The sequence below is a fragment of the Burkholderia sp. MSMB1589WGS genome (genome assembly GCF_001636105.1).
Taxonomy (GTDB): Bacteria; Pseudomonadota; Gammaproteobacteria; order Burkholderiales; family Burkholderiaceae; genus Burkholderia; species Burkholderia humptydooensis.
The window spans coordinates 86,124-101,086 of the sequence record NZ_LNJT01000007.1 but is presented as its reverse complement, the minus strand read 5'-3'; the positions used below and the strand labels follow the sequence as shown (position 1 = coordinate 101,086).

Below are 14,963 nucleotides of genomic sequence, written 5' to 3'. Positions count from 1 at the left end.
CTAACTATTGGATGGCTTGATAGACGGCCATCATTCGCGTGGCGGCCGCCTGCCATGAGAACGCCTCTTTCATCCATGTACGCCCTTGCCAGCCCATTCTCTCCAATTTCATGGTCCGTATCCGATCTATCGCTTGCGCCAACGATTCCGGACTGTTTTCCACCCAAAGCCCGCAATTGTGCCTTTCGATTTGGCTCCATGGAGTACCGCGGCTGGCAATGACCGGCAATCCGTGAGCCAACGCTTCCGCCACAACCATGCAAAAGTTTTCGCTATGGGATGGCACCACACAGACATCCGCGGAGAGAAACGCACGCTGCTTTCCGATGCCGTCCACGTGGCCGGCAAAAAAAACATTGTCGCCGGCCAGGCCCTTATCCGATGCGCACGCCTTCAAGCTTGATACAAAGTCTGCATCACCGGCTCCGTAGATGGTTAGAACGATATCCTGCTCCTTTAAATGGCTCATGGCCTCAAGCAGATTTTCAATACCCTTTTTCGGTGCGATGCGACCGAGGTACATGATGCGCAGTTTACTGTCCGGCATCCAATCTCTTTCGGGTAGGCCATCGGGAACCTCGACGGCATTGGGAACCAGCACCGGTGCTGCGTTTGGAATCCTGACCCGTGCTGCGTTTTCCTCCTCGTCCGATGTGACATGGGCTACTACGCGCCCCTGCCGGATCAAGACGTTGCAGAGCAACTCCCAAAGTCGTTTCAGCCGCTTACGCGGCACGTCTGGCCATTGATACGCATCAAGAATCGCTCCGCGATGTGACCAAACGACCGGCTTATTCATGAGCCGGCAGAACATAAGCGTAGGAATGGTTGGAAAAGAGTACGTCGCCGTCAAATGCACGACGTCCGCCCAGCGCACAAGCGATGGGAGTTTGCGCAGCAATTCGAACGATACGCTTCCTGCTGCGAGCCGCCGAGCCATCATCACTTCTTGGTTCGGAAAAAGGCCAGTGAGCTTTGCGCCGTCCAATCGGCTGGACACACTCGGCCCCGCGGCATCAGTGGTCAATACCCTGAGTCTCACGCCGGGCAACTGCGCCAAAGCGTTATTCAAGGCATAGACAGAAAAGATTGGCCCACCCCAGTAGGTGGCGGGGTAGTAGGTTGGGCTGATGTGAAGGATTTTCATATCTATCCTTTTCATGCCGCTCCGCGATTTCTCGCCATAACCATTGAAAACAACACTTCAAAGCGACGCCGAACTGCCGCCGTGTGCCTTTCAAAAATCCACCAGATTATCCAACCAAATATTAAAAGAAATGCCAACCACCCAAAGTAAATGGCGATGCTGATTGCGCTCAGCCTCATCCGTCCCTCGGTATAGAACAGCGCTCCAATCAAAATGACTAAAGGAAAATGAGAAAGGTAAAGCGAAAATGAGAAATCCGCCAGCGTATTTGAGAGATTATCAAACCAGGCTCGCGTCCTCTTTGCGTCAGCACGCGACACCAAAACCGCGCACAACGATGCAAATGCTAACCCAATCAAGAGATCATCCACGCCAGAATTAGCGCGTTGATTGTGGCCCGTTTTTGACAAGATCAATGCAATCAAGAGAAACGCCGTTGCAATAGGCCATAGAGCATTGAAATATCGATCAATCCTGCTCCCTCCCGTCCATTCAACGGCGAGGACTACCAACCCGAGAAGCCAGACCACATACCCCTGCAACATGGCTATAGGAATGAACAGGATCACCAGCGACGCTGAAAAGGCACATATAATGCGCTGCGACATTGATGGTGATTTACCGATTCCACCGAAAGCAATTGTCATGAACGGAAATAGTATGTAATACCAGAACTCGTTTGAAAGACTCCATAGCGGGCCATTGCTTCCAAATGTCGGCACCATGATCGTTTGCACAAAGAACACGTTGCCAATAGCGGTGGTCAAGCTGGAATCATAATTGCCGGCATGCGGCGCAGAGTGCCACTGTTCGGCAAACGTACCGGAGAGCACCTCCGGCGCGACGACCATGATCACTCTGTCAATGCCATAAGTAAGAAGCAGGCATGGCAAGAGGACAACCCAAAGGCGCGCAAAACGCGCAGCCAGATAATTTGCCCAAGAAAAATCGCGCCCCGCCCTGAGCACTGCACCGCCGACGAAAAATCCGCTCAGGACAAAAAAAACCATCACTGCCTGATGACCCAGGCCAGTTACAAAATAAAAGACCTTTTCCAATATCGATCCGGCAACACCCGAATCATAGTCAATAACAGTTGCCGCCCGTAAGTGCGATGCCGCGACCAATATCGCGCTTATGCCACGCACCAAATTAAGTTTTACGTATTTCATGAGTGTAGGCTGACATAATGACGGGCGATCGTAGCGGTGTTTTCTCATTCATAAAATTGTCGTTTCGGCTCGCTGCCATGCCGAAACCAACAAAAATCCACGCATAACCCACAAGGGTCCCCTGCCCGGTGATTTGCATGAAAATAAGCAATGGCAACATGAAGCCGACGAGCGCGAGTGGCAAGACCTGGCCGGATTTTCTCGTGAATCGGACGGCCTGACGCATCAACCAAAAGGCCAAGGCAAACCGATACATGATGAACAACGGACCGAAGAACCAGCCGAGCTCCACAATATGGCGAGCCAGTCCGTCTTCCGCCCAGCCTGTCGGCCCGGACCACTGGTTGGCCACGTCAGGCAATTGAACCCACGTAAGAGATCCGGTGGCATTCCCACCGATTCCAAGCAGATAGCCTTGCGGCGGTGCTTTGTCAAACATGCTCAAGAAATGAACGAGCTGGTAAACCATTCGGCCCAGGATGCCTCCGCCACCATAACTTATGTTTTCCACCCACGCAGCGTCTATCCATCGCTCGTAAAACTCGAAATAGACGTCCGGGAAAAGTATTGGATAAAGAAAGGAAAATATTAGCGCTGCGGCTGCGATGAACAGCCCAGAGCCCGCGTGACGGCGCCTTAGTGCCGTGCCGCCCACTACGGAAAACAGGAACACAATAGCTGCGTGAATAACAAGCCCTCGCTGCCCGCTAAATCCGATCATAATCAGAATTGCGAAGCCGGCTGCAACTAGAGTAGCGGCTGCAACGCAGCGCTGGGATTTCCTCATAAACCAAGCGCCTGTTACAAAAGCGAGGCCACTTGCCACAAAAACTTGCTGTCCGAGCGAGGATGTAAAAAGACCCATAGGACGAATTCTGTCTCCGGAAAACCCCAAACCTATGTATTGCTGGGTTTCCAGCTCACCACTACCTCTGACAACAATCGACTCCGCTGGCGAATAATATTGCAATATAACCAGCGGCATGACGGCTATCGATAACCAGATGGTTATGCGGGCGATTTTTGCAAGATCCGTTCCTCTGACCTGTTCCCCTATGATGAATGCGAACGGGATGAAGAAAAAATAGTTGATCCAGCCGTACGCCGCGATGATCAAATGACGCTCGCTATAGCCGCCGAGTACCATTTGCAGCACGACCAGGCAGGCAGTCAACCCGCCGAACCACAGTCCAAAAGCCATGTACTTGTTGGAGCGCGGCCACATTCCAGAACCCAACGCAACCGCGTAAATCAGAAAAACCAACGGGACACGGGCGAAATAGAGCAAATCTCCCATCGTAGGCAAGAGCCATTTTCTGATCGCCCCCTCAAAGATCAGTAGTAAATAAACCGCGATGATCATGCGAACAATCAAGTGGTTCGCGTGCGAGCGCCTTGGTACAACAAAGATCCGCTGAGTGATGCGCGGCGCATGCATATCAGACATCCTGCTCCCCTCCCTTTTTTGCAAACCGCAAGGTGCTCCGGCGCACGAGATTAAGGGCTTGGTGTATAGGTGGTTTGCCCACCGCTCCTATACAAGTCATTAAACCGATCTCCGCCATTTGAAGGGCAATTGGCACAACGCACAGAGCGATGCCGACCTCCGCAATAAGAAGTGCCAGCGCAGCGCCGACAGGTCCGGCCGCAGTTGTCAGTGGCAGAGCAACAATACATGCTGCCGAATATCCCAGGAAAAATATCACGGCAATTTTCGTGTGCCGATTTGCTGCGTACGCGATTTTCATTACATTGGACCAGACTGCATTGACGATCGTGGACGCCGCCAGCACCAGGACCAGGATCCTGTTGAAAGCCACTTGTCCCCCTGTCCAATGCGGGAAAAGGCGTTCACCACAAACCAGCATAGCGCCAAGTGTGACGACGCTTAACCAGGTGGTGGCCTGCATTCCATGAAGTAGCAGTTGCTGAACAGTTGCACGGTCGCTTTTACCGTGCGCTCGCGCATATTCGGGTTCAAGTGCTTGACCCACCGCGTCTTGCAACTTCACCGCGATGGCGGTAAGCATTCTGCTCGCCACAAATAATGTGACGGCACCTGGTCCGGCGACAAAGCCGACAACCAATCGCATCCCCTGATGATTCATGGCTTGACCGACAGGGAACATCAATGCCGCGACGGCCGGCCGGCCCAGCCGCACGACGGTGCGCCATCGAAATCCGGAAAAACCGTACCTAAGCCACGGCAGGTAATGCGCCGTGATACCCCAATATGCCAGATAACCTAGACATGCCGCGCCGGCATAGACTTGGCTGACCTGCAACAAACCACCTCCAAGCGCCACTGTGACCGCGGCGAACAGAAACTCCACGAACTGTAAAGTCGAGAACAACAAAATGCCGCGACCGTACATCCCTTGACTATAGAACCCCGTTTGAAGGGTGCCGATCTGTATATGGGCGATAACGTAAAGCGCGAGATAGAAAACGACATCACTTTGTGCGATGCCAACCACGGCTTCATCGGCCCTCGGCATCCACGATATGAGCGTGTGCGATAACAAGGTGATGGAAAGCAGCAATATTGCAGAAAGCCCGAAGACAATCAAAGAAACCGACTGAAAAATGGTTAAGGCTTCCTCCCGCTTTCCTTGTGCTGTCTTCATGGTCATTTCATGGGCTGCAACACTATTGAAACCCAGATCGGCTATCGAAAAATAGGCCGGTATCGCGAACAACACCAGCCATTCCCCGTACCGTGCCGCTCCCCAATAGTGCAGAAACAACGGAACCTCGACGAAACGCATCGCCATCTGCGCCACATGGGCGAAGCCCTGCGCCTGCATGGTTTGCCAAATCCTGTGGATGGCGGTGCTGTCCATGACTTTCCCGATCGCTTGCTATTACCGTGTTAAAGAGTGCATCTTTCAAATTTCCGAGTGGGTAACGATGTCAGAACCGAGGCCATCGGCTTGCCCTACGGCATGGCCGTAAATCTGGGCCAGTCTTGCAGCGTATGTTTGCCAGTCAAGAACCTGATCAGGCGCAACGAAACCGGGATCAGGTGTCACATCAACAGCAGCCGCGATAGCGTTGGCGAGAGCGAGATGGTCTTGGGCTGGCACAACATAACCGTTTTCCCCCTCCACAATCGCATCCGCCGCGCCGTTGTTTTGCGTAGTCACGGCCGGAATCCCCGCCTGAAGGGCCTCACTGACGGCTACCGCAAACCCATCCGCCAAGCTTGGCAGGGCGAACACATCAAAGCCGCTCATGAAGTCGATCATGTCCGCATTTGGGATGTGTTCAATGTGCTCAAACGGCACACCGATCCTCGACAATCGAACAAGATAATCCTTGCCGGAAGCGCCGACCAAGGTGACTTCAAATTTGACTCTCGCATTTCGCCTATTAAGATGCGCAACGGCTTCCAATAGGTAGTGCTGGCCTTTTATAACACTAAGACCAGCAACGCAAAGCACCCGAATAGTGCGACCTTTTCCTTTCGCGGCCCTATTCCCTTTTTGTTTTTTATCCGTACCTGACGGATAAGGTAGCTTGATCAGTTTTTCCGGATGAATGCCGAACTCGACAAGGGACTTGGCGACCCAATTCGAGGGAACCAGAATGTGGGTACAAAGAGTGTATTCCTGCCTCATGTATTCCCAGATCTTGTCGAAGCGTCGATATTGCATGTTCAATCGCTCGTACTCCGGAGCAAGAATGCGATTAACGACATCCGGGTGCCCACATACAGCCTCGCCAACCACGCACGTACCCTCCGCTTGGCAGCGCTTGATGAGCCTGGGCGCGGCGCCATGTAGCAACACGTGACTAAGGTCCGCTCTCGTCCAATCTCTCAGAACCGCTGACTCCCATATCTTGTGATACACGGGCAACGACAAGTCAAGCAAATGCCCACCGAGCACTTTCGAGTGCGCAGCAAGCAAATATTCCTTTAGCCACATATTCCTTCCATAATATCTATCGATATCATGGTTTGCGCCGAATCTATGCGAGTAATAAAATCTTTGAGGCAACCCAAATTCGCCGAGATATTTCACATACTTGTGGTAATGAAAGCGGCCACATACGGCAAAATTTACCTTCACTTGCTCGCCCTCTTCGCCGAAATCAAAAAGACACGCGTGAATACACCACTACCCGCGTCACCCGTTTCCGCCAAGTTCCAGAGTATCAGAGCAGCACGTATTGCCTGCCAAATGAAATACCGCGCCGAAGAAAGGACGCCGTGGCCGATCAGAATGGGGCCGGTTTCCCTGACCTCAATGTTGCAAAAACCAGAAAGGGCAAGCAATCTGGAAAGTGAATTCGGGTTAAAGCCCAACTCATGGGTAAAGTCGCCATAACGAGAGCTCGCCCCCCAGGGACTATCGGCATTGGGTGTCTGAAGCACAAGCCGGCCACCGGGCTTCAAGGCCGCATGACAGGTATCGAGCAAGCGCAACACCTCGGGCTTATGCAGGTGCTCGACGATGTCGAGGCCAGTGACAAGATCGTAGCTTTGCGGACGATCTTCCAGGAAATCCAGCACGTCTTCTTGCATCACATCGGCGGTCACCTGTCGGGAAAGTCGGACCTGCTCCGGACTGGTATCCACGCCGCAGACTTTGCGATAACCCATCCGTTTGAAGAAATACAGCAATTTGCCGCCGCCGCAGGCCATATCAAGAACGCGGGCTTCCTGGGTATCCGGCAACCAGCCGCGCAAGTAGTGGCGGTAGCCGCGCCCCCATCGCCATGCTGCATCAGCATCGAAAGTTGCGTTGGCGTCCTGAAAGACGGATGCGTAATGCGCATAGATGCGGGTGCGATAGCTTGACTGAGAAACGAGAGAATCATCATTCATGGATACGATCCTTCCGAAAATCACTCGTGCTCAAGACTTGCTTGTGCCGTCAACACGCGTCGACATGATGGAGACTCGGTCGCTGCTGCCAAGCTTTTCAAGTTTCCGTCATGACTCGTGGATGCTTCGCGCGAGGTACCGAACACCTCATATCCACGATCCAGCAGGAAGCGCGCAAGATTGGCGTCGTGTTGCCCAAAGACACCGCAAATCAGAGCGCGTTTCATGAACCCGATACCTCACGGACGGCAGCGGCAAGGCGCCGCTGAAATTCGGGGAACGCGAAATAGCCGAGGCCCGGCGGGATGCTGCGAGGGTCATTGATGCCAGAGAGAATCGCCGTTTCGAGTTCGACGCGATTGCGCGGGTCCACCAGCCTGCCCAGTTCCCCGTTGCGGACAGCTTCTCGGCTGCCATCGAGACGGCTGGCCACGACAGGCACGCCGCAAGCAAGCGCCTCCAGGAAAACAAAGCCGAATCCTTCGCCATAACCAGGCATGACAAAGAGATCTGCCAATCCGAAAAGGTCGCGCTTCTCGGATTCCGGCACAAAGCCGGTGAAAGTCACATGGCCATTGAGGCCAAGTGATTCAGCCTTCTGTTGCAGGCGAGTCCGATCATCGCCATCGCCAGCCACAAGAAATAAAAGACTGGGCAGTTTCTTTAACAGGTTCGGCATGACTTCAAGGACCTCGTCCACCCCTTTGTAGCGCTCGGACGACACCAGACGCGCGAGAAAGAGAATCACTTTTCTTCCCTCAACCTCGTACCGTCTGGCCAGAGCGGGATTTTTGGGGACCATCCCATAGCGAGAAAGGTCAATGGCATTAGGCAGAATCGTGAACCTCGATACGGCCATGGCCGTCCATTGCCGCATGGCGTCACGCGTGAACTCACTGATCGACCACACCTTGGCAAGCCGATTGACCAACTGACGAGCCCACCGGGAGCGGTGAGGCCGCCAGACGTCGATGCCGTACACCATCAATACAAGTGGGGCACGTATCTTGAAGTTGAGCACGGCAGTCAGGGGCAGCAGGTTGATGTGCCCACAGATGACAAGGTCAAAGCCTCCTCTCGCCGCAAGGAGCGCTTCCTTGGCGTACTTGAATTTCCCCGCCACAGCGGCGGATCGATACGTAATCTTGACGGGAACGGATTCAACCGGAAAAGGCGTGCCGCGTGGCACCACGACGATTTCCTCAACGTCGGGCATGGCGGCTAGCGCGTGCAGCAAATCGCTGTTGTATCGGGCGATACCGCCATGCCCGCCAAATGCCTCGGGAACGACTGCGAATATTCTCATAGCCCGGATCCATGCGCGGAATACACGAGATCAGCGTCCATTTCAACCGAATCTCCTCTATCCGGCAGCAGATATGAATTCGCCGGCTGTGGGACCTTCCATGCAATCGAATTGATTCAAATAAGCGCGCGCCACGGCTGCATGGGTATAGCGCTGTAACGCGAACGCCTGGGCACTCTCTCCCAACGATCTCCTCGCGTCTTCGTCAGTGAGAAGGCATTTGAGCGCAGTCGTGAGATCGTCAACGTTGTTTTCCTGGAACACCAATCCGCCGGGTCCAATGACGTCCGGAATGGCGCCGGATGTCGAACCCACGCAAGGCGCCCCTGCCAGCATGGCTTGCGCCAGGACGAGACCAAACTGCTCCTTCCACCTCCGGGTCGCATACGAAGGCAGAACAAGGATGTCCAAGGCCCGCATATAGGCCGGCATTTCTGCGTGCGGGACAGCGTTGTGCATCACCAGACGCTCCTCGAAGACGGGCTTCCACCTGTCGGCGATGTCCGTCTCCAACGCGCCCGCGCCCACGATTAGAATGCGCCAGGGAATTTCCAGAAGGCGATGGAGTGCCTCGAGCAATTGCATGATCCCTTTTTCAGGAATCAGGCGGCCCACATAGCCGATCAGCGGCACGTTCTCTGGGATATTCAACGCACGCCTCATATGGCGGTCGCTTTTCCCCGTATAGCCAGCGGGATCGAGCCCCACCTGAGGCAACACCGCGGCTCGCCCGGCGTATCCCTTCTTCTCGCGCAATAGCCGTTCACCGTCCCGGTTTCCACAGATCACCAATTCGGTGCTGCGCAGCGCATATCGGTTGAGTGTCCGTTTAATGACGTTGAGTGGAAAGCGAGGCTCTCTGGCCAGGTTGTCCCAGAGAAAGAAGCTGATTTTGGCCGACGGACAAATGCATCGCGTCAGAAGCACAGTCTCGAACCCTGAGGCAGAGTGGGGGTCCTCCTCAATGTGGACGCGATCGGGCTGGAATTCCCGCAACACCCTGGCGAAGTGCAGGGGATCAAGCATGTAGGACATATGCGAGCGACAGAAGTAGTCGCGAATGTCGACTACCTCGTCTTTGGAGAGACCTGATGCAAGTTCGCGCGTATAGCGCTTGAAGACGTGCGGAAGCGATCGGGGAGTGAGTATCTTCAGCTCCAGCCCCGGATCATGACGCTTCATCGCCACGAACTTTTCTTGCGAAACCGCAGTAATGTAAGTGGAACCAACAACGAGCAATCTCATATTTCATCCTCGCCCGTGACCAAGCAACCGATCGAAATAGTCAATCGTCAGTTTGATGCCATGCTCCAGTGACGTTGTCGGCGTCCAGTGCAGAAACTCTCGCGCCAATGTGATATCCGGCCTGCGTTGTTTCGGATCGTCAGGGGGCAGCGGGAGGAAGGTCATTCTTGAGCGGGAACCCGTCAGCTCGATCACCGTCTCCGCCAGTGTGCGGATGGTGAACTCCTCCGGGTTCCCCATGTTCATGGGACCTGTGACCTGATCCGGGCATTGCATGAAACGCGTAAAGGCTTCAATCAAATCGCTCACGTAGCAGAACGATCGTGTCTGAGTACCATCGCCGTATAGGGTGATGGGCTCGTTCTTCAACGCCTGGACGATGAAATTGGACACCACGCGGCCATCCGACGGGTGCATGCGCGGACCATAGGTATTGAAAATGCGCGCGACCTTGATACGCAGATTATGCTGCCGGTGGTAATCGAAGAAGAGGGTTTCTGCACAACGCTTGCCTTCGTCGTAACAGGATCGGAAGCCGATCGCATTGACGTTTCCCCAATACTCCTCGCGCTGAGGATGAACCTCGGGGTCTCCATAGACTTCACTGGTGGACGCCTGAAATATCTTGGCTTTGACCCGCTTGGCGAGTCCAAGCATGTTGATGGCCCCGTGCACGCTCGTCTTGGTGGTCTGCACGGGATCGAATTGATAGTGGATAGGCGACGCAGGGCACGCCAGGTTGTAGATTTCGTCTACTTCGACGTAGAGCGAGAATGTGACATCGTGGCGCATGATCTCGAAATAAGGATTGGCCAGGAGATGGGCAACGTTGTCCTTGGTGCCGGTATAAAAGTTGTCGACGCAAAGTACCTCATGGCCATCCGACAACAGCCGTTCACAGAGGTGCGATCCAAGAAAGCCCGCTCCGCCGGTGACCAGGATCCGTTTTCTACGCCCGTTATCCACTTCTTTCTCCTGCTTCGATTGATGCCGTACAGAGAGTGACGCCGAACACCCCCGACCGCGCCTTCACGCGCTGCCATGCAACGTGAAGTCGTCCATCACGCGAGTCGCCCACCCTCGCAAGCCACGTTGTTGTTTCGATGTCCCCTGAGTGTTCAGCCATTGCGCCACCGGGATGCAAAAACCTGTCTTGGGGCGATTGAGCACCGCGTCCGGCAGCGCGATTCGCGCGCACTGCGCAAGTTGCCGCTTTGAAGGAGGCGCACCAGTGCCGCACAAGTAAGGCGCCATCGTGCGAAACAGGGCGATGTCCACCAGGGGAGTCCGAATCTCCAGGGAATGGGCCATGCCTGCCCAATCAGAATCCCGCAGCAGCATGTTGCGCATATAAAAGGCCGTTTCCAGCGCTGTCACCTTGGCATGAGGGACTTCGACACTTGACACCCACTCGTCCATACGCGCGATTGGCCTCAGCTTTGCCCAACCCTCGCGGACAAGCTTGCTGCCGAGAAATTGCGGCAATTCCCAAGGCATAAATAGACCCCGGCGCAGCAGATAGGCGCCGCCATAGCTGCCGCCATATTCGAAGAGGCTGGCAAATTTTGGCGAAGTCGTGTGCTTGAGAATGGGCGCGGACACCCAGCGGAAGACTTTGCCTATGCCGGGTGGGCGGGCAATGGGCCGGACGCGGCGAACCAGTTGAGGCACATGGCGGAAACTCGGGTAGCCGCCGAGCAATTCGTCTCCGCCTACGCCCGAGAGTGCCACCTTGAGTCCGGCGCGCGCCGCGGCTCGAGCGACGAAGTATGTGTTGATCCCGTCGATGCTCGGCTGGTCCATGGCCTGAAGGATGGCCGGAAGATCTTCGGCAAAATCCCGCTGATCGATATGCGCGATTTGATGCCGGCAAGCGTAATGTGCTGCAATTTTCCCCGCCAAGGGTGTTTCGTCATCCAGAGTATTTTTGTACTCGGTGAATCCCAGCGTGATGGCCTGAATATGCGTCACTTCTTCGGCACTCAAAGCAGTCAAGGTGGCAGAATCCAGACCAGCAGAAAGAAAGACGCCCACGGGCACATCGGCAATCAAATGATGTTTGACGCTATCCTTCACGGCGTTTCGCAGGGCCTCCTCCACGGGGGCGCGGGCCTGCTGTGAGGCGGCTGTTCCCAACGTCTCGGCGAGGTCGAAGTACCGCTTCGGCGCGCGCGGCCCGTCCTGGTCCACCCATAGCGTGTGACCGGCAGGCAGAGCGAAGAGCTTGTGATAAAGGGTGTAAGGCTCGGGCACGCAGCCCCACAAATAGAAGCCGACCAGCCCGGCCGGTTCCGGATCGGGTTGAATGGCTCCCCCCGCCAGTAGCGCCTTGACCTGCGACGCGACGCGGATCGATTTGCCGTCGTCGTGGTAATAAAGGGGTTTGATACCGAAATGGTCTCGGCCGAGAAAAAGGCCGCGTATTTCTTGATCCCAAATGGCAAAGGCGAACATGCCCCGCAAATGATCGACCATATCCTGGCCGTATTCGCGGTATGCGTGAAGCAGCACCTCCGTGTCCGAGTCGGAGAAAAATGCGTGCCCTTTTTCCGTCAGGCGGGCCCGTAGCTCGCGATAATTGTATATTTCACCATTAAAGGTGACGCTCAGCCTGCCATCCTTGGTGGTCATGGGTTGCGCGCCATTTTCGGTGAGATCGACGATGGCCAGCCGCCGATGGGCGAGCCCGATGTTCCGCTCTTCCGATACCCACAGCCCTGCGCCATCCGGGCCACGCAGGGTCATGGCTTGCCGAATCTTGACCAGCTCGTCAGCCGATACCAGGGGGCCTTCGCTACGATAACTGTAAATTGCCGCTATGCCGCACATGTCGTCAGACCTCCCCTCTCATCATCTTTCCGGTCTCAGCAGAAACTCGATGCGGCCATTTTCCGTGCAGGCTTCTCAATGAAATTGCACTCCTCACTCTGCTCAACACCTGTAAGCGTGCTGCATCCGGCGCTTCTTCTCGTCCCGCGGCCCGGAGCGCGCCGGGCTAGCCCTTGTCCCCGACCTGCGCTGCATATCCGTAGGATGCGTAGCGATAGCGGCCGTACTTGTACCCGTAGCCATAACGGAAGCCGTTCGGATCCAGCGCGTTGAAGATCACGCCGTTCACATTCACATTGGCATGCCGGAGCTGCCTGGCGGATTCCGCGACTTCCCCGATGGTGGTCTCTCCAAACCGGGTCACGAGGAACACCACGCCGCAGCGCGCTGCGATGATGGCCGTATCCGATACGGCCAGCACCGGCGGGGTATCGATCAGCATCAGGTCGTAACGTTCGCTGAGCGATTCCAGCAATTGCCCCGTGCGTTCGCTGAGCAGGAGTTCGGCCGGATTGGGCGGCAGCGTCCCCGCGGCGATCAGGTCGAGGCCCGGAAACACTTCCCGCTGGATCACCTTGTCCAGCGCGACAGAGCCCGTCAGCGCGTCGGCAAGACCTGGTTCCCGCCCCTTGCCCAAGTACCCGTTCAGATGACCCTTGCGCATGTCTGCATCCACCAGCAGCACGCGCTTGTCGGCAGAGGCAACCAGCGCAGCAAGGTTGGCCGAAATAAACGACTTGCCAACGCCTGGCGTCGGGCCGGTCAACAGGACACGGTTGTTGCCGGCGTCCACCATCGCAAATTGCAACGCGGTACGCAGGCTGCGCAGACTCTCGATTGAGCGTTCGTTGGGATAGCGACTGGCAAGAAGGTGAGTTCCCGGCTTGCGCGCCCTGATGTTCTCGGCCAAGGTTGCCTGGGCCCGCGAAAGCGGTACCGTGGCATACACGCTAAGACCGGTGTGCTGCTCGATGTCTTGTGGATCGGTAATGCCGCCAAAGAGGGCGCTGCGCACAAATGCAGCCACCACACCCAGTACGGCCCCCAGGAAAGCCGCCAAGGCGACAACCATCGCCCGTTTTGGCTTGACGGGTTCCTCCGGTACCGGGGCGCTGTCGACGAGCCGCACGTTGCCCACCTTGCCGGCCTTTACCAACCTGAGCTGCTGCATGTTGTTAAGCAGGTTCACGTACAGCTCGTTGTCGACCTTAACGTCTCGCATCACGCGCAGGGTGTCCTGCTCCAGATCCGGCAGGTTCTTGATCCTGCCGCTCACCGCGGCGATCCTGGATTCAAGCGCGGCAATCTGTTGATCCACTGCGGCAACGCCCGGGTGAGCGGATGTAAAGCGCGTCAGCAATTCCGCACGTTTCTGCTTCAGTTCCAGCAGCTTTGCCTGCGTGGCCACGCTTTCTTCAAGGTAAACCTTCGCTTCCTCGCCCAGATCGAAGGTGCCGCGCCTGTTCCGCACCGCGTTGTAGCGGCTTTCGGCCTGGTCCAGTTCATACTTGAGCCGTGGCAGCAAATCGTCCAGGAACGTGAGCGACTTTTCCGCTTCCGCCGCTTTGCGCTTGACGTTTTGCGCGACATATTGCTCGCCGATCTCGTTGAGAACTGCGGCGGTCAACTTGGGATCAGCACCCTCCAGCGAGGCACTGATGATGCCGCTCTGCTTGCCGCGCTCGGCAATGTTGAGTCTGCCTTGCAGAGATTCCAGGGTCCTGAGCCTGGAGTGACGAACCAGGACAAAACCGGCCCCTGGTTTGGCCTTGAGCTCCGCCACATCCAACTTGATGGTGCCAACGGATTGCGTCACGCTCAGCGCCTCTCCGGCACGACCTTCGATTGGCTTGTCGAGGCTCGGCTGTTCGATGCGGAAACGGTCCGCCCCCAACGCCGTCAGCTTGAATGCTTGCCCTTCCAGTTCCTGCGGCACTTCGAACGAGGCAACCCTGATGGCCTCACTCCCCCAGACATAACCGCCAAAGCCCAGGAAGCCCGGTTCTGACAGCGACTTGTTCCTCGCGGCCAGCCAGCGCCCAACCAGCGGGAAGTACCTGGGCGTCGCCTCGAGATACAGGTTCAGGTTGTCAACCGCTTTGCCGACCACCATGCGCGAGCGCAGGATCTCAATCTCGGCTCCGGCTTCGGTCTTCACGTCGAAGAGGTTGGAGACATCGCTCAGCAAGCTCTTGGCGTTATTGGGGCTGTCCTCGACCTGAACGAGGATGTCCGCCTGGTAGATGGGGCGTGCCATCAGCGCATAGGCAATTCCAAGCGCCGTCACGACAGCGGTAATGGCCGCGATCAGCCACAGATTGGAGAGAAGCACATCCAGGTACCGCACGAGATTGATCTCATCGTCCTGGGGCTCGACTTCAGAAAGGTACGGAGGATTCTGGTTCATCGAAATACCGGAGACTATCTGTACGG

General features: G+C 56.0%; 11 protein-coding genes. All 11 read right to left on the bottom strand.

Translation table 11 applies throughout. The features are described from left to right. Positions 1-4: 4 nt before the first annotated feature. Complete coding sequence (locus WT16_RS08450) at positions 5-1,147, bottom strand: glycosyltransferase (RefSeq protein ID WP_063533814.1); 1,143 nt, start codon at positions 1,145-1,147, stop codon at positions 5-7. An 11-nt stretch (positions 1,148-1,158) separates the two neighbouring features. Beyond that, the gene (locus WT16_RS30600; protein WP_082874754.1) at positions 1,159-2,319 is read right to left on the bottom strand and encodes an acyltransferase; all 1,161 of its coding nucleotides are present in this window, start codon (positions 2,317-2,319) and stop codon (positions 1,159-1,161) included. Beyond that, complete coding sequence (locus WT16_RS08445) at positions 2,300-3,766, bottom strand: hypothetical protein (RefSeq protein WP_063533110.1); 1,467 nt, start codon at positions 3,764-3,766, stop codon at positions 2,300-2,302. The genes WT16_RS30600 and WT16_RS08445 overlap by 20 nt, the downstream gene beginning before the upstream one ends. Further along, entirely contained in the window at positions 3,759-5,162 is a 1,404-nt protein-coding gene (locus tag WT16_RS08440; protein WP_063533109.1) for a hypothetical protein, read from the bottom strand. The genes WT16_RS08445 and WT16_RS08440 overlap by 8 nt, the downstream gene beginning before the upstream one ends. A 45-nt stretch (positions 5,163-5,207) precedes the next feature. Next, entirely contained in the window at positions 5,208-5,975 is a 768-nt protein-coding gene (locus tag WT16_RS34350; protein WP_171845231.1) for a glycosyltransferase family 4 protein, read from the bottom strand. A gap of 413 nt (positions 5,976-6,388) precedes the next feature. Further along, on the bottom strand, positions 6,389-7,150 hold the full coding sequence (locus WT16_RS30590; protein WP_082874753.1) for a class I SAM-dependent methyltransferase: 762 nt from the start codon (positions 7,148-7,150) through the stop codon (positions 6,389-6,391). Between the two features lie 223 nt (positions 7,151-7,373). Then, positions 7,374-8,456: a glycosyltransferase family 4 protein gene (locus WT16_RS08425; RefSeq protein ID WP_063533108.1), complete on the bottom strand. Its 1,083-nt coding sequence runs from the start codon at positions 8,454-8,456 to the stop codon at positions 7,374-7,376. Between the two features lie 57 nt (positions 8,457-8,513). After that, entirely contained in the window at positions 8,514-9,701 is a 1,188-nt protein-coding gene (locus tag WT16_RS08420) for a glycosyltransferase family 4 protein (protein WP_063533107.1), read from the bottom strand. A gap of 3 nt (positions 9,702-9,704) precedes the next feature. Next, the gene (locus WT16_RS08415; RefSeq protein WP_063533106.1) at positions 9,705-10,667 is read right to left on the bottom strand and encodes a UDP-glucuronic acid decarboxylase family protein; all 963 of its coding nucleotides are present in this window, start codon (positions 10,665-10,667) and stop codon (positions 9,705-9,707) included. A gap of 63 nt (positions 10,668-10,730) precedes the next feature. After that, the gene (gene asnB, locus WT16_RS08410) at positions 10,731-12,530 is read right to left on the bottom strand and encodes an asparagine synthase (glutamine-hydrolyzing) (RefSeq protein ID WP_063533105.1); all 1,800 of its coding nucleotides are present in this window, start codon (positions 12,528-12,530) and stop codon (positions 10,731-10,733) included. Between the two features lie 166 nt (positions 12,531-12,696). After that, the gene (locus tag WT16_RS08405) at positions 12,697-14,937 is read right to left on the bottom strand and encodes a polysaccharide biosynthesis tyrosine autokinase (protein ID WP_063533104.1); all 2,241 of its coding nucleotides are present in this window, start codon (positions 14,935-14,937) and stop codon (positions 12,697-12,699) included. Positions 14,938-14,963 lie beyond the last annotated feature (26 nt).